This is a genomic window from Enterococcus sp. DIV1375a (assembly GCF_051712205.1).
GTDB lineage: Bacteria > Bacillota > Bacilli > Lactobacillales > Enterococcaceae > Enterococcus > Enterococcus faecalis.
Map to the genome: position 1 here is coordinate 177,966 of NZ_JBIOOM010000001.1, position 17,088 is coordinate 195,053.

Genomic DNA, 17,088 nt, shown 5'->3' on the forward strand with positions numbered 1-17,088 from the left:
CCTCCTAGCTTTCTTTTCCTTCTTCAGTTAATTCTTCTACTTTAACGTAAGCAGAAGGGCCATCCATTTTACGTTCCACAACACGTAAGATTCGTGTAATCACAAAAGTCATTACCAAGTACATGATGCCGACAATTGTAAAGGTTTGGAAGAACTGGAAGTTTGCGCCAGAAGCAGCATTCCCTTGGAAGAATAAATCTGCGACACCGATAACACTTAACACGGCCGTATCTTTGATATTAATGACAAATTCATTCCCTGTTGCAGGTAAAATATTACGTAATACTTGGGGAATAACGACTTTACGCATTGTTTGTCCATGGGTCATCCCAATCGCTTGTGCTGCCTCGAATTGTCCTTTATCTACTGCGAAAATACCTCCGCGAACAATTTCAGACATATAGGCACCAGTATTCACAGAAACGATAAATAGTGCGGCCACTGTTCGGTCTAAAGAGATGCCAAAAGCTAGAGCTAAACCATAGAAAATAACCATTGCTTGAACCATCATTGGTGTACCACGGAAAACTTCAATATAAATAGAAAGAATTAAATTTCCTAATTTTTGGAAGAAACGAGCGACTGGGTTTTCAGAATCTGGAATTGTACGGAAGACACCAATTAGTAAACCAAGGGTTGTTCCGACGACCGTCCCAATTAACGCGATAAATAGCGTTAAACCAGCACCACGTAAAAACATGTCGCCATATTGATTCCAAATATTTTTGAAATCGTTAATAAGTCCTGTTTTTTGTTCATCACTATCTGTTGCTGCAGGTTGATCCTTGATTGCTTGGTCCATAATTTTTGTCCGTTCATCTTGAGAAATACCTGCTAAAATTTTGTTTACTTTTTCAATGTCAGGATCGCCTTTACGCATGCCGACTGCTACTTGTGAGTCTTCAGCGCTAGCATCAAAGCCATTTTCTTTTGGAAATTCTAACATTTTTAATTCTTTATTGACACTAGTTGCTGTTATGCCTTCAGGGCGTTCACTAACATACCCATCAATCATGCCAGAAGCAAGTGCTGTTCGCATAGCTGAAAAGTTATCCATTGCTTGCTGTTTATTGACATTTGGAATTTGATCAATTAATCCGTAGTGGAATGTATTTAGTTGAGCCGTAATTTTAGCATCAGCTAAATCTTTCAAGCTTTTTGCATTAGCGTATTTGCCATCTTTTTTTACAATTACGACAAATTGTGATTCATAATAAGGGTTTGTAAAAGCAATTTCTTTTTTTCGTTCAGCGGTTGGGCTCATTCCGGCGATAATGGCATCAATTTTTCCAGATTGTAAGGCGGGCGCCAAGCCGTCCCATTTGGTTTGGACGATTACTAATTTACGACCTAAACCATCGGCAATTTTTTTAGAAACTTGAACATCATAGCCGCCTGCATAAGAGTTGCCTTGAATAGGCACTGCGCCATGTGCGTCATTTTTCTGTGACCAGTTAAAAGGGGCGTAGCCAGCTTCCATGCCGACACGAAATTCACCATTTTCCTCCGCCGAAGCGTTGGTTGTCATGCCAAGTAACGAAAATAGCGTGACAAGTAGTAGACTGAATGAAAAAACTTTTTTGTTCATCTTTTTCTCTCCTTTAAATTTCTTGTCTGATTGATCGTTTTGTCTTTTTTCAATCAACAAGCTTTGATAATCAGCTGAGCAAAAGCGATTCTGTCTTTTTAAAGGAGAATACTTCTGTCACAACCTATTTTTGAATACAAAAAAACAACCAAACAGATGTAAGGTCGCTAGGTAATGTCGAAAAAAATTCCTCAACGAAACATAGCACAACTTAGCATCACTACTAAGACAGTCCGCAAGCTCTTAACTTACGTCCCAACACACAACAGAAGAGGCTCCGTTATGCATTTCGGCGATTGATCCTAAACTTGCTTCCCAGTGTCCTCTCACTCCATAAGCGTAATAAAAACCGCGACCTCTACCTCTTTTTTGAGGCACTATTCAGTTATTAAATTCAGTTATTAATTTTAGGATAAATCCAGAAGAAAGTCAATATGTTCCAGCAAAGGAATTTATCAAGAGGACACAAACACCATGAAATTAGCGTAACATTTTCCCTACGAAATAGAAACTAATACGAAAAAAGCGACCATTCCTAAAGGAACAGTTGCTTTTTACTTAAGCTTTGACAGCTTTTGGTTCATGACCTAAAATAGCTTGAAGAACAGTCAATACACCTAAAGAAGCTAAAATTGTATAAATTAGACTTGAGTAAGTTAAGATACCGAAATCCCAAGTTTTGTAAACTAATAAAACAATTGCTAAGGCGATAATAGCGATAACGTTGAAGAACGCAAAAGCCCAAAGATTTCCGTTTTCTTTACGAGAAAGATAAAAAACAGAGAACCAAATGCTTAAAACGCCCCAAGCGATGCAGGCAATAATTGCAGCCCAATAAATAATAAATGCGACCATTGTTGTTTCACCTCACTTTTACTCATGCATATTTTACCACGAGTTGAGAAATTTGTCACAAACTCTTTCAAGATAAATCAATATATAGGTAAGAAGTTTTCAAAAAGTGGAAAAACTTTTGGTGCTAATGTTAAAATACGTTATAATATAGAAGATTAGGAGCTGAATCGATATGCAAGATATCACGCAAGCCGAGGCAATTCATTGGTTGGCAACCCAACAAAAAATCACATTTTTAACAGGTGCGGGTATCTCGACAGCCTCAGGTGTGCCAGATTATCGTTCCTTAAAAGGTGTCTATCAAGGAATCCAGCAACCGGAATACTTATTGAGCCGGACTTGCTTAAAAACAGAGCCAGAAAAGTTTTATCAATTCGTTAAAACGCTCTATCATCCAGACGCACAACCTAATATCATTCACCAGAAAATGGCACAATTAGAGCAAATGAAACGGGGAAAAATTGTTTCACAAAATATTGATGGGCTTCATCGAAAAGCAGGTAGCCAAGAAGTGGTGGACTTTCACGGTAATTTATATGAATGTTATTGCCAAACTTGTGGTACAACGGTTCCTTGGCAAGACTATTTACTTAGTGATCGGCACGCAGACTGTCATGGACAAATCCGTCCAGCTATTACTTTGTATGAAGAAGGCTTATCCGAAGAGGCAATCGAAAAAGCCATTCAGGCCGTTACTTCTGCCGACTTAATCGTGATTGTCGGCACGAGTTTTCAAGTGCATCCATTTTGCGATTTGATTCATTATAAACAACCAACGGCAGCTATTTTAGCCATTAATCAAACGCCGCTATTTTTACAACAACCTTATTATTTTTTAGAAGCGAAAGCCGAAACGATATTTGCAGAATTAACGATAAAGGAGTAACGGAATGGAAGAATTTAAATCAGAAAAAGAAAAAATGATCGCAGGTGCACTATATTTTGCCTCAGATCCTGAATTAGTGGCCGATCGCAAAAAAGCCCGTGAACAAATGGCGTTAATTAACCAACAACCAGACACTTATATTCGTCGTCAATTAATAGAAGAAACATTTGGAAAAGTGGGTGTCGGGACGTACATCGAACCGATGATTCAATTTGATTACGGCTACAACATTTCTGTGGGAAAAAATTTCTATGCCAATTTTAATAACGTTTTTTTAGATGTTTGTCCAATTGAAATTGGCGATAACTGTATGTTTGGCCCCAATGTGCAACTCTATACAGCCGAGCATCCATTACAAGCAGCCAAGCGTAATAGCGGAATGGAATCAGGGAAACGAATTATCATTGGCAACAATGTTTGGATTGGCGGTGGAGCGATTGTCCTTCCTGGCGTAACATTAGGTGATAATGTAGTGGTGGCAGCAGGTGCTGTTGTGACCAAATCGTTCCCAGAAAACTGTGTGATCGCAGGTAATCCAGCACGGATAATTAAAGAATTGACTGAAGATGACGCCCCAACAACTTCTTTAGAACAACAACGAGCAAAGATTAACCAAATCGATAAGGAACTGGTCCGTTTATTAGAACAGCGGATGGATGTCGTCGCAGAGATTGCTGCAGTGAAAAAGAAAGCAGGTCATGCGGTTTTTGATTCTGAAAGAGAACAACAAGTATTAGAAACTATTCTGAATCATGTTGAAAATGCCGATTATGAAGAAACATTATCTGAGACTTTCCAGGGAATTATGGACGCCTCTAAACGTTTCCAAGAAAAACATTTAGGAGAGTGAGGCGAAGGTTGTGGATGGAGAAATCAGAAGAAGAGCGATTGTTAAAAGATTAAGAGAGACCGAAAAGCCAATTAGTGCCACTCGTTTTGCAAAAGCTTTTGATGTCAGCAGACAAATTATTGTAGGAGATGTCGCTCTATTACGGGCGACAGGGGTCGAAATTGTCGCAACAGCTCGAGGGTATATGTTGGAACAACCTTTAGAAGGAATTGAGCGGAAAATTGCTTGTCAACATACGCCTGAACAAACGAGAGAAGAATTGTCAGTCATTGTTGCCAAAGGTGGAGAAGTGGTAGATGTGAGTATTGCACATCCGCTTTATGGGGAATTAATTGGCAGTTTACGCATTCAATCAGAGAAAGATATTGATAAATTTATGGACAAGTATCAAAAAGAGCATGCTACATTACTATCAGTTTTAACAGGAGGCGTCCATCTGCATACTATTCGCTGTGCAGACGAAGAAACTTTCCAAGAAATCAAAGAGGCACTTCGAAAAAAAAGTATTTTGTTTGAAGGATAACGAGAAAAAGAGAGGACATTGATGTTTGTTCAAGCCCTTTCTTTTTTTTCTTAGAAAATTACCAAAAAAGATAGAAGAATTTGTGAATTTTCTTCTATTTTTTTAACTTTTTGCTAGAAATTTTTTATGAAACAGTATACTATTAAAAAAGGAGCCATTTAAACAATAACTATGTCAATTATATATGTTGGTACATAAAAATAAATGGAGAAAAATAAAAAAGGAGAATGAGTATGAAAAAACAATTTGCCCTGTTCTCTACCTTATTACTTTTAGGTTCATCAATGCCAGTAGGTGCATTTGCAGAAGGTAATAACTTGGTAGCTGAAAATAGTTCTGTCGCAGAAACAACCGCAGAAGCAACAACTGCTGAAGCCACTGAAACGACAGCGACTAGTGAAACAACAGAAGCGACAGAAGAATCAACAACTGAAACAGAAAGTTCAACCGAATCAAGTGAATCTGCAACCACGGAGTCCACGGAAACGTCAGGAACCGAAACGACCGATTCCACAACGGATTCTACATCCACAAGTACGACAGAATCGACTATTGACTCCACCTCGACGAGTACAACAGAGTCAACCACAGATTCTACGTCAACAAGTACAACTGAATCAAGTACCACGCCGTCGACCACACCAAGTTCTTCTAAAGAACAGCCAAAACCTGGCACGAGTACTTCTGAATCAAAACAGCCGGCGAAACCAGTGACACCAACAGCGCCAGCTGAAAAGCCAGTAGAACAACCAGCAGCGTCAACACCGCAGCCTGAAATAGTCCCACCAGTTACAAATGAAACGGTTGGGTTAGTGGAAGACGATGAGACGTTTACGGTCAGCAAAACGAAGAAGACAGAAGAGTTTATTCAAGAAATCGGTGAATCTGCTCGGAAAGTGGCCAAGGACAAAAACTTATATGCTAGTGTGATGATTGCTCAAGCAATTTTAGAAAGTGGCAGCGGCAATAGTAAATTAAGCCAGAAACCAAACTACAATTTGTTTGGTATTAAAGGCGATTACAAAGGTCAATCTGTTTCTTTTATTACCTATGAAGACAATGGTTTCGGTAACCTATACACAGTAGAAGCAAAATTCCGTCAATATCCAACGTATAAAGAATCAATGGAAGATTATGCGAAATTATTGAAAAATGGTTTAGATTCCAATAAAGATTTCTATCATGGTGTCTGGAAAACGGAAGCCAAAACATACAAAGAAGCGACACGTTTCCTAACAGGAAAATACGCAACGGACAAAGATTATCATAAGAAATTAAATGCGTTAATTAAAACATACGATTTAACTTATTATGATAAAGAAAAAGCAACCGTTGAACCAATGGAATCAAATTTCCCAGCCTATAATGGCAAAAACTATGACACCTTTAATAGTTATGCTTGGGGCAACTGTACACAATATGTCTACAACCGTATTACGCAATTAGGTAAACGTGTGGACTTAACAATGGGGAATGGTCAAGATTGGGGCGAAACAGGTCGTGCACGCGGGTACAAAGTAAGTCGTACACCAAAAGCAGGCGCAGCGGTTTCCTTCCCAGCTGGCGTTTTAGGCGCAGACAATACTTATGGTCATGTCGCATTTGTGGAAAAAGTCTTTAAAGATGGTAGCATCTTAATTTCTGAAATGAACGTGAAGGGATTAAACGTTGTTTCGACACGTACAATCTCAGCCGATGAAACACATTTAATGAACTATATCGTTCCAAAGGATAAATAAAAAAATCAGCTCTTTGTCAATAAGAACGAATGAGTTGTAAAAATCAAAGCTAGCACTGAAGAAGCAATTTTAATTCTTCAGTGCTAGCTTTTTTTGTGGCAAAAAGTTTCTCCAATAAAGTTTAATACATTCAGTTATTGCCAGGAGATTTCAGGTCGGGATAAGTTAGCAACAGTCGCCGAGAACTATATTTTTTTTAGGTAGAATCATTTACTTTTAGGTGAAAGATGTCTTATAATTGTAAGCGGATACAAAAAATAAAAAAAGAGGTGGTTAAATGAGTAAAAAAGAAATAAATCAAGTAGTTGCCAGTAGCTATCAATTGTATATTAATGGAGAGTGGACAACAGGTAGTGGTAACAAAATGATTGCTAGTTACAATCCTAGTAATGGCGAAAAATTAGCAGAATTTGTTGATGCCACAAATGAAGATGTGGATCGAGCTGTAGAAGCAGCTCAAGAAGCGTTTCAGACATGGAAAGATGTTGATGTTGTAACAAGAAGCAATCTTTTATTGAAAATTGCTGATTTGATTGAAGAAAATCAAGAACATTTGGCTATGGTGGAGACTTTAGATAATGGAAAACCGCTTCGGGAAACGCAATCGATTGATGTTCCTGCCAGTGCAGACCATTTTCGGTATTTTGCTAGTGTGATTCGTGGAGAAGAAGGGTCTGTCAAAGAATTTGATAAGGATACGTTATCCATTGTTGTGAAAGAACCTATCGGTGTTGTGGGTCAAATTATTCCGTGGAATTTCCCCTTATTAATGGGCGCTTGGAAATTAGCGCCAGCGTTGGCAGCAGGTAATACTGTTGTGATTCATCCATCCTCGAGCACATCATTAAGTCTGTTGGAATTGTTTAAAATTTTTGATCAAGTCTTGCCGAAAGGAGTAGTGAATTTAATCACCGGTCGTGGTTCTGATTCAGGAAATTATATGTTGGCGCATCCAGGGTTTGATAAGTTAGCTTTTACAGGTTCAACAGAGGTGGGGTACACTGTCGCTAAAGCGGCGGCCGACCGCCTAATTCCAGCCACTTTAGAACTTGGCGGAAAATCAGCCAACATTATTTTTGAAGATGCTAATTGGGAACGAGCATTAGAAGGCGTGCAGTTAGGGATTTTATTCAATCAAGGGCAAGTTTGTTGTGCTGGGTCTCGTGTGTTCGTTCAGTCAGGTATTTATGATCAATTTGTAGAAGCTTTAAAGGAAAAATTTGAACAAGTGAACGTTGGTTTCCCGTGGGAAAAAGATGTTGAAATGGGCGCTCAGATCAATGAGCATCAATTGGAAGAAATTTTAAAATATGTCGAAATTGGTGTGAAGGAAGGAGCTACGCTGATTACTGGAGGGCAACGTTTAACAGAAAATGGGCTAGACAAGGGGGCATTTTTAGCTCCTACGTTATTAGCAAACGGCACGAATACAATGTGTGTGGCCCAAGAAGAAATCTTTGGTCCTGTTGCAACAGTGATTAAATTTGAAACGGAAGAAGAAGTCATTCGTTTAGCTAATGATTCTGAATATGGCCTAGGTGGCGCCGTCTTTTCTCAAGATATCAATGTGGCATTACGGGTTGCTCGTGGTGTACGGACAGGTCGGATGTGGGTCAACACATACAATCAATTGCCTGCGGGCGCGCCATTTGGCGGTTATAAAAAATCAGGAATTGGTCGAGAAACGCATAAATCAATGCTAGATGCTTATACGCAAATGAAAAATATTTACATTGTGACAAAAGAAGAAGCAGATGGACTGTATTAAGTAGTGTAGTGAATTTTAGATAATAAACTTATTTTTGGTTATTGTTATTTTTAGAGCTAAACAAAACAATAATTTTTTGAAAAAATTGGGTGATGAGTAAAGTAAAACAAATTAAAAGTAAAGCCTGGTGCAAAAATCACTTTGGATTTTTGTACCAGGCTTTAAAGCGGAGTAACAATAGTGTTCACTCTTGGTTGTTTTTAATTTTCGAATATTGAATATTATAGAAGGAGTTATTTTGCTTCTTCTGCTTCAAATTTAGCAAAAGCTGTTTCAATAACTTCTTTTAATGCAGAAGCAGAAGCTTCCATTTTTTCTTGTTCAGCATCTGTTAATGGAATTTCAATGACTTGTTTAACTCCTTGGCGGTTGATGATCGCTGGTGCACCGATATAAATATCGTTTTGACCATATTCACCTTCTAAATAAACAGATAATGGTAACACAGAGTTTTCATCGTTTAGGATAGCTTTAGTGATACGCGCTAGTGCCACCGCGATTCCATAGAAAGTAGCTCCTTTTTTCTCGATGATTGTGTAAGCAGCGTCGCGTACGTTGAAGAATAAATTAACCATTGCTTCTTCATCGACGTCAGGATTATTTTTCACCCATTCGTAAATTTGTAAGCCAGCGACATTCGCATGTGACCAAACTGGGAATTCTGTATCTCCGTGTTCCCCTAAGATGTAGGCATGGACATTTCGTGCATCAACGTCAACTAATTCGGCAATTGCTTGACGGAAACGAGCAGAATCTAGTGAAGTTCCTGAACCGATTACTCGTTCTTTCGGGAAGCCAGAGAATTTCCAAGTTGAATAAGTCAAAATATCAACTGGGTTTGCGGCAACTAAGAAGATACCGTTGAAACCAGAATCAACAATTGTTGTAACGATTTCTTTATTAATTTTCAAGTTTTTATGAACTAAGTCTAAACGAGTTTCGCCTGGTTTTTGAGGCGCGCCAGCTGTTAAGACAACTAAGTCTGCATCATGGCAATCGTCATAAGTAGCAGCATAGATTTTTTTAGGAGAAGTAAATGCTAATGCGTGAGATAAGTCCAACGCGTCTCCTTCAGTTTTTGGTACATTAATATCAATAATCCCAACTTCTTGAGCAATATTCTGAGTTACTAAAGCAAAGGCATAGCTAGAACCTACGGCACCGTCCCCGACTAAAATTACTTTTTGGTGATCTTTATTTCCTGCGGCTGCAGTCATGTGTACCATTCCTTCCTCTACATTCTTTTTCGTGAGCAACGAGTTTTTATTTCCTGTTGCTAAAGTGATAGTAACATGGTTTGTAAAAAATGTCACGAACTTTGATTGTAAAAATGATACAGTTTTCAGACCTGTTTCAAAATGGTAGCTCTTACATGTGCGTAATTTCACTATCTTACGCATATTTAAATTTCTAAAAAATTTTTTTACATCTTTCTTAATCTTCAAAGACTGCGAGTTTTTTTATTTCTATGGTATAATGAATAAAACTGGGTAGCGCATACGCTTCCCAGCCATTTTGTGTTGGCAAGCTTATAATCCAAGGAGAATGAAAGATGAAAGTAATCGTAGGACTGGGAAATCCCGGTAGTAAATACAAAGAAACAAAACACAACATTGGCTTTATTACGCTAGATGAAATTGCGTATCGGCAGAATGTTTCGTTTAATAATAGTAATTTTGAAGCAGATATTGCAGAGTTTTTTATAGGGACTGAGAAAGTATTGTTAGTGAAACCATTAACATTTATGAATGAATCAGGTCGCTCTGTTGGTCCGTTGTTGACCTACTTTGGGGTAGATGAGGAAGACTTGATTGTTATTTATGATGACTTAGACTTAGAGGTCGGTAAAATTCGTTTACGGCAAAAAGGTAGTGCTGGCGGCCACAATGGGATAAAAAGTCTGATTGCCCATTTAGGAACTAATGTCTTTCCTAGAATTAAAATTGGCATTGGTCGGCCCTCAAAAAATGATACAGTTATCCACCATGTACTAAGTACTTTTCCCAAAGAAACACACGAAGAGATGTTACTTGCTGTAAAAAAAGCAGCCGATGCCGCTTTATATGCATGCGAAGGACATACGTTTGTTGAAACAATGAATCAATTTAATGGAAAATAGCAGAAAGGAGGGCCCTTGTTTGAATATTATCGAACGAATTAGCCAAACAGAAATTGCTAAATCATGGCGCAGTCAACTAATGACAACAGGAACGCGCCAACTAATTACTGGGTTATCAGGCTCTGCTAAAACATTACTGATGGCAGGCGCTTTACAAAAGACGCATCAAAAAATTGTTATTGCGGTCCCAAACCTATACTATGCCAATCAATTAGTAGATGATTTTTTAAATATTTTACCTTCAGAACAAGTTCATCTATTTCCAGTAGATGAAGTGTTATCCGCCGAAATGGCCTTTTCTTCACCAGAAGCGCGCGCAGATCGAGTGAGTGCGTTAAATTTCCTGATGACAGCGAATGCAGGAATTGTGGTCGTGCCAGTAGCTGGACTACGAAAATATTTGCCAACGAAAGAAACGTGGCAAAATGCGCAACTCCATTGGGAAATCGGGACAGAAGTAGAACCTGAAATCCTCGCGCAACGCTTAGTGTTAATGGGCTATGAACGCCAATCGATGGTCGGAAAACCCGGCGAATTTAGTATTCGTGGAAGCATTATTGATGTCTATCCGCTAAATGCCGAATACCCTGTTCGTGTGGAACTGTTTGATGTTGAAATCGACTCAATTCGTTATTTTGAAGCGGATACCCAACGTTCATTAGAAAATCTTGAAGAAGTAACGATTTCACCAATGACTGATTTAGTGTTCTCAAAGTCAGATATGAATCATGGCATGATGAGGTTACAAGATGCTCTAGAAAAACGTTTAGCGACAGCTAAAGATCAAACGGAGACCGATTTTTTAGAAGAATATTTTGGTCAGTTGCTGTCTTCTTGGGAACAAGGGATTCCTACAGAAAATGCTCACTATTATACAGATTTTCTGTACCAACAAAAAACTACGCTGTTAGATTATTTACCAGAAAATAGTTTGCTTTTTGTGGATGATTATTCTCGTATGATGGAAACGGAGCGAGAGATTGCTAGAGAGGAAGCGGAATGGCAAACCCTGAAAATTGAAGAAATGCGCGTGTTTTCTGAACAAACTTTTGGCGTAGACTTTCATGATCAATTGCGAAAAACTGCACGAAATACGACCTTCTTTTCACTTTTTCAAAAAGGAATGGGGAATCTTCGTTTCCAAGAAGTCCATAATTTTCAATATCGTTCAATGCAACAATTCTTCGGGCAAATGCCGTTGCTAAAAGCGGAAGTGGACCGTTGGCAAAAGCAAAACCAAACGGTCGTTGTTTTTGTTCCTACGAAAGAACGGATTCAAAAAGTCGAAGAGCTATTTCAGGACTTTGATATACCTAGCGTAGTAAGCAATTGGGATCAGCTGTTAGATGGGCATGTCCAAATTGTCCAAGGTGCATTACAAACAGGGTTTGAATTACCTAAAAACAAGCTCGTGGCGATTACGGAAAAAGAAATTTTTCATACAACGACCAAAAAACGGGCACGTCGTCAAACAATCTCTAATGCGGAACGTTTGAAAAGTTATAGCGACTTAAAAACGGGCGATTATGTCGTTCATGCGAATCACGGGATTGGTAAATATATTGGTATGGAAACCTTAGAAGTTGATGGGGTTCATCAAGATTACATGACTATCTTGTACCAAAATGATGACAAGTTATTTATTCCAGTAACACAATTGAACTTGATTCAAAAGTTCGTTGCTTCCGAGTCTAAAACGCCGAAAATTAACAAGCTAGGCGGCAGTGAGTGGACGAAAACCAAACGAAAAGTTGCTTCGAAAATTGAAGATATCGCGGATGATTTAATCTTACTTTATGCGACAAGAGAATCGGAAAAAGGTTATGCTTTTCCGCCAGATGATGCGTATCAAAAAGAATTTGAAGAGGCTTTTCCGTATTCTGAAACAGATGATCAATTACGTAGTGCTGCCGAAATTAAACACGACATGGAAAAATCTCGACCAATGGATCGTTTGTTAGTTGGCGATGTAGGGTTTGGTAAAACAGAAGTGGCTTTACGAGCGGCCTTCAAAGCTGTTAGCAACAATAAACAGGTTGCCTTTTTAGTGCCAACAACTATTTTAGCGCAACAACATTACGAAACGATTCAAGAGCGGTTTGAGGGCTTTCCTGTAGAAATTGGTTTATTAAGTCGTTTCCGCACGAAAAAACAGCAAAATGAAACAATTGAAAAAATTAAACATGGCCAAGTAGATATTGTGATTGGTACCCATCGTTTATTGTCGCAAGATATTAACTTTAGTGATTTAGGCTTGTTGATTATTGATGAGGAACAACGGTTTGGAGTGAAACATAAAGAACGACTAAAACAATTGCGTTCACAAGTGGATGTCTTGACGTTAACAGCAACGCCAATCCCAAGGACCCTTCATATGTCGATGTTAGGTGTCCGTGATTTATCCGTCATCGAAACCCCACCAGAGAATCGTTATCCGATCCAAACGTATGTCATGGAAAATAATCCTGGGGCGATTCGGGAAGCGATTGAGCGAGAAATGGCCCGAGATGGTCAAGTCTTTTATTTATACAATCGAGTAGATACGATTGAACGAAAAGTTGAAGAGTTACAAGCACTAGTTCCAGATGCACGAATTGCGTATGCACATGGTCAAATGACAGAAGTACAACTCGAGAATACTTTGTTTGATTTTATTGAAGGACAATATGATATATTAGTCACTACAACGATTATTGAAACAGGAGTAGATATTCCTAATGCTAATACCTTGTTTGTAGAAAATGCGGACTACATGGGCTTATCTACGTTGTATCAATTACGTGGTCGTGTGGGGCGTAGCAATCGAGTGGCCTATGCTTATTTTATGTACGAACAGCAAAAAATCCTAAACGAAGTTAGTGAGAAACGTTTAGAAGCAATTAAAGACTTTACGGAATTAGGTTCTGGGTTCAAAATTGCGATGCGTGACCTTTCCATTCGAGGGGCCGGAAACCTTCTTGGTGCCCAACAACATGGCTTCATTGATTCGGTTGGGTTTGATATGTACTCACAGATGTTATCTGAGGCAGTTGCTCGTAAACAAGGAAAAAATATCCAAGACCAAAAAACGTCTGTTGAAATTGATTTGGGCATTGATGCTTATATTCCAGGAACGTACATCACAGATGAACGACAAAAAATTGAAATTTATAAACGGATTCGTCAATTAGAAAATATGGATATGTACGAAGAATTAGAAGCGGACTTGTTAGACCGCTTTGGAGAGTATCCTGACGAAGTGGCGCATTTATTAACCACTGGCCGTATCAAAATGGATGGCGACCGTGCCTTGTTAGAAAGTATTCGTAAACGCGACCAAAAAGTCAAGTTTGTGTTAAGTAAAATTGGCACAAAAACATACTCTGTGGAGCAGTTGTTTGAAGCGTTATCGGCAACCAGCTTAAAAGCGGATCTAGCAGTTGAGAAAGAACAAATGACTATTTCCTTGAAGTTGCCGAAAGATTGTAAAGAAGCTGTTTGGATTCAAGAAATTGCTACTTTTACAACCGCATTGCGACAAGAAAAATACAAACATTCGCAAGAAACGGATTCCCTTTAAAAGGAGGCCTAGAAGATGGCACAAAAAGAAATGCAACGAATGATGCAAGGTGCCGTTGTGTTAACCATTGCTTCCTTCATTGCAAAAGTGTTGAGTGCGTTTTATCGCGTTCCTTTTCAGAACTTTGTAGGGGATGAAGGATTTTACGTGTATCAGCAAGTTTATCCAATCTATGGGATTGCGATGACATTAGCATTGTCAGGCTTACCGCAATTTATTTCCAAAATTGTTGCTGAACAACCAGATATTCGGAGTCAAAAACAAGTGTTGCGCCAACTATATCCCTATGTGTTATGGTTAGCGATTGCTTGTTGGGCCTTCTTTTTCTTTGGTAGTCAAGAAATTGCTATTAGTATGGGGGATGCTGCACTCCAACCATTAATGGAAGTTGTTTCCTTTACCTTTTTACTCGTTCCAATTCTTTCTTTCTATCGTGGGAATTTTCAAGGTCATTTGTTGATGGTGCCTAGTGGTATTTCACAGGTGATGGAACAGTTTGTGCGTGTCGGGGTTATTCTAGTAGCTGCGTTGTCCTATCATTACTTTGGTGGCTCCATTTACCAAACGGGGACGGTGGCCATGAGTGGTGCGTTGGCTGGCGGTATCTTAGCGGTACTTGTCTTATGGTACTACAATCGAAAAATTCTTAGTGGAAGTACGGAATACTTGCATCAATGGAAGATTATGCCTCAAACTAAAGAACTATTTAAACGTTTAATGATTGAGGGTGGTTTGGTCTCTTTATATAGTGCTTTTCTGATTCTATTTCAATTAATTGATTCCTTTAAAGTAAAAAATGCCCTCATGCTTTTCGGGCTCTCTGATTTAGCTGCGAAAGTGGACAAAGGGGTCTATGATAGAGGACAACCACTAGTTCAATTAGGGTTGGTAATTGCTTTAGCTTTAAGCTCGACCTTTTTACCAGGTTTGACAAAATATTTTATGAAAAAAGACCGTCAACAATTTTTACAAGTTGCAAAAATCTTTTTGCGTCTTACCACAACCTTGGCATCGGCGGCTTCGATTGGTCTGATGATGTTATTGCCGTACATGAACTTTACGCTTTTTAAAGATTATAAAGGCAACGATGTTTTAGGGGTGTATGTTTTATCCATCGCTTTTATGGCCATTATTCAGGCCTACCAAAGTATTGAACAAAGTCGCAATCGTTTTAAAGGTCCTTTAGTGGCAGCTGGTGTGGGCTTATTAGTGAAGTTACTGACAACAGGCTTTTTCACCATTCGTTGGGGAACATTAGGTGCTAGTTGGTCTACTATTCTTGGGTTACTAGCGACGTTATTCGTTTTAGTCCGACAATCGGATGCAGCGATTAATTGTTTTGTTCGAGAACGAAACTTTTTGAAAAAACTGTTGCTTAGTTTAGCAATCATGATGCTGTCATTGCTGGTCTATCAAGGAATTATCTCCATCTTGTTCCAAGGTGTGCATCACCGAAGTCAAGCGTTTTTCGTTACAGTTTTAGGCGTTGCAGTGGGTGGTACAGTTTTTATTAGCACCATCATTAAGTTAGAATTATTTACGATACGTGAATGGTTAAGTTTACCGTATGGCGCAAAAATTTTACGGATGAGACAAAAAAAATAAAAGAGGTGAATGTGATGCGGTTAGATAAATTTTTAAAAGTTTCTCGCATTATTAAAAGAAGAACAGTTGCCAAAGAAGTCGCTGATAAAGGCCGGATTCAAATCAACGGAGTCTTAGCCAAATCTTCTAGTACTGTGAAGATTGGTGACCTTGTCAAAATTCAATTTGGGAACAGAATTTTAGAAGTAGAAGTCCTGCAACTAAATGACTCTACGAAAAAAGAAGATGCCACAAAAATGTATGAAATAAAATCAGAAACACGTGTCTCTGAAGAATAAACAGGTGAGGATGGAGCGCTTGGCAAGTTCATTGAAAAGATGAATATTCCAAGCGCTTCATCCTTTCAGCGTTTTAATGAAACAGACGCGCCGCTTTTGAAAAAATTAATAAATCAACCGCTGTTATTTCAAAAGCAAAGAATATTTTAGAAAAAAGCTTGATTTTCTTTAACTTCTCTGAAATTAACATTAGACAAGGTTCTTAGATGTTGGTATAATAAAACGGACAATCCAAAGCGAGTGGAGCGAGACGATGGGAAAGAATGAAAAAAACTCGAAGAAAGTTGCGGCATTGGAAAATGACTACACGAAAGAACAGTATGTCGAATTCCAAAAACAACAGAAACAATTGATTTTTAGACGCAGACGCTTGGCAGCGATTTTTCTCGTGGCCTTCATTATTTTTGCCTTTTCTGGCATCCAATTGATGAAAGATTATCATCGCTTAGGTGCTTTCAAACAAGAACGAGCAGATGCAATTGCTGAATCCGTAGCAGTTGATAAGAAGGTCAAGGATTTAAAAAAAGACGTTGCTTTGTTAAAAGATGATGATTATGTGGCAAAATTAGCACGTAGCCGTTTCCTTCTCTCAAAAGAAGGCGAACAGATTTATCCCACACCAGAACAAATGAAAAAAACACAGACTTCTGGAGCGGAAGAAAGCAAGAGCAGTTCAGAAAAAAATAGTCAATCACAGTCTTCAACTGAAACAACTAAGTCTTCAGCTGAATAAACTGCAATTATAATTAGGGAAAAAATAGGAGGAACAATTTTTTTATGTCAATCGAAGTAGGAGCTAAATTGCCAGGAAAAGTGTCAGGGATTACTAACTTTGGTGCATTTATTGATTTAGGAGAAGGAAAAACTGGGTTAGTACACATCAGTGAAGTGTCTAATGGATTCGTTAAAGATATTCATGATGTATTAACAGTAGGTGACGAAGTAACAGTGAAAGTAACCTCAGTTGGTGACGACGGCAAAATTGGCTTATCGATCCGTAAAGCACAAGAGCCAGCAGAAGGGCAACAACCAAAACGTGAATTTCAACGTCGTGAAAACAATTATGAGAATCGTGACCGTAATCCACGCGCAGGGGGCAAAAAGCCTTTCAATAAACCACAAGCAAATAACAATAACAATAAACAAGATTTTGACTCATTGATGAGCTCTTTCTTGAAAGATAGTGATGACCGTTTATCTTCATTAAAACGTAATACTGAAGGCAAACGTGGCGGACGTGGCGGACGTCGCGGCTAAGCACAAACAAATAGGGGGACTGGGGATAACGAATGGGTTATTTCTCGGTTCCTCTTTTATT

14 protein-coding genes and 1 riboswitch are annotated in these 17,088 nt (G+C 38.7%); of the genes, 11 read left to right on the forward strand and 3 right to left on the reverse strand.

What is annotated here, in order from left to right:
• Window positions 1–4: 4 nt before the first annotated feature.
• A complete protein-coding gene (locus IGJ63_RS00875; protein ID WP_101732088.1) occupies window positions 5–1,588 on the reverse strand; it encodes an ABC transporter substrate-binding protein/permease in 1,584 nt (527 codons plus the stop codon).
• Between the two features lie 194 nt (window positions 1,589–1,782).
• A riboswitch (Lysine riboswitch) is annotated at window positions 1,783–1,957 on the reverse strand.
• A 189-nt stretch (window positions 1,958–2,146) separates the two neighbouring features.
• Window positions 2,147–2,443 (reverse strand): hypothetical protein, encoded by a 297-nt coding sequence (locus IGJ63_RS00880; protein ID WP_101732087.1) that lies wholly within the window; start codon window positions 2,441–2,443, stop codon window positions 2,147–2,149.
• Window positions 2,444–2,615: 172 nt separating this feature from the next.
• Between IGJ63_RS00880 and IGJ63_RS00885 the strand changes: the two genes are divergently transcribed.
• The 5 genes from IGJ63_RS00885 (at window position 2,616) to IGJ63_RS00905 (ending at window position 8,209) form a co-directional block, all read left to right on the forward strand.
• Window positions 2,616–3,329 carry an NAD-dependent protein deacylase gene (locus IGJ63_RS00885; RefSeq protein WP_438745798.1) on the forward strand — a complete coding sequence of 238 codons (714 nt, stop codon included), beginning with the start codon at window positions 2,616–2,618 and terminating at the stop codon, window positions 3,327–3,329.
• A 4-nt stretch (window positions 3,330–3,333) separates the two neighbouring features.
• Window positions 3,334–4,179 (forward strand): chorismate mutase, encoded by an 846-nt coding sequence (locus IGJ63_RS00890; protein WP_010823379.1) that lies wholly within the window; start codon window positions 3,334–3,336, stop codon window positions 4,177–4,179.
• 10 nt (window positions 4,180–4,189) lie between these two features.
• Complete coding sequence (locus IGJ63_RS00895) at window positions 4,190–4,702, forward strand: transcription repressor NadR (RefSeq protein WP_101732085.1); 513 nt, start codon at window positions 4,190–4,192, stop codon at window positions 4,700–4,702.
• A gap of 227 nt (window positions 4,703–4,929) precedes the next feature.
• Window positions 4,930–6,441, forward strand: coding sequence for a glucosaminidase domain-containing protein (locus tag IGJ63_RS00900; protein WP_438745800.1), 1,512 nt, complete (start codon window positions 4,930–4,932; stop codon window positions 6,439–6,441).
• 277 nt (window positions 6,442–6,718) lie between these two features.
• Entirely contained in the window at window positions 6,719–8,209 is a 1,491-nt protein-coding gene (locus tag IGJ63_RS00905) for an aldehyde dehydrogenase family protein (protein ID WP_033625612.1), read from the forward strand.
• 233 nt (window positions 8,210–8,442) lie between these two features.
• On the opposite strand, the gene IGJ63_RS00910 is transcribed toward IGJ63_RS00905, so the two are convergent.
• Window positions 8,443–9,426 (reverse strand): L-lactate dehydrogenase, encoded by a 984-nt coding sequence (locus IGJ63_RS00910; protein ID WP_002356251.1) that lies wholly within the window; start codon window positions 9,424–9,426, stop codon window positions 8,443–8,445.
• A 335-nt stretch (window positions 9,427–9,761) separates the two neighbouring features.
• Here IGJ63_RS00910 and pth point away from each other — a divergent pair, with 335 nt between their 5' ends.
• The 6 genes from pth (at window position 9,762) to IGJ63_RS00940 (ending at window position 17,027) form a co-directional block, all read left to right on the forward strand.
• Entirely contained in the window at window positions 9,762–10,328 is a 567-nt protein-coding gene (gene pth, locus IGJ63_RS00915; protein ID WP_002361556.1) for an aminoacyl-tRNA hydrolase, read from the forward strand.
• 19 nt (window positions 10,329–10,347) lie between these two features.
• Window positions 10,348–13,887, forward strand: coding sequence for a transcription-repair coupling factor (gene mfd, locus IGJ63_RS00920; protein WP_010714993.1), 3,540 nt, complete (start codon window positions 10,348–10,350; stop codon window positions 13,885–13,887).
• 15 nt (window positions 13,888–13,902) lie between these two features.
• Window positions 13,903–15,492, forward strand: a complete 1,590-nt coding sequence (locus tag IGJ63_RS00925) for a putative polysaccharide biosynthesis protein (protein WP_002419124.1) — start codon at window positions 13,903–13,905, stop codon at window positions 15,490–15,492.
• A 14-nt stretch (window positions 15,493–15,506) separates the two neighbouring features.
• Window positions 15,507–15,770: an RNA-binding S4 domain-containing protein gene (locus IGJ63_RS00930; protein ID WP_002356255.1), complete on the forward strand. Its 264-nt coding sequence runs from the start codon at window positions 15,507–15,509 to the stop codon at window positions 15,768–15,770.
• 253 nt (window positions 15,771–16,023) lie between these two features.
• The gene (locus IGJ63_RS00935; protein WP_002356257.1) at window positions 16,024–16,503 is read left to right on the forward strand and encodes an FtsB family cell division protein; all 480 of its coding nucleotides are present in this window, start codon (window positions 16,024–16,026) and stop codon (window positions 16,501–16,503) included.
• A 44-nt stretch (window positions 16,504–16,547) separates the two neighbouring features.
• Window positions 16,548–17,027, forward strand: a complete 480-nt coding sequence (locus IGJ63_RS00940; protein WP_002356258.1) for a S1 domain-containing RNA-binding protein — start codon at window positions 16,548–16,550, stop codon at window positions 17,025–17,027.
• Window positions 17,028–17,088: the final 61 nt, after the last annotated feature.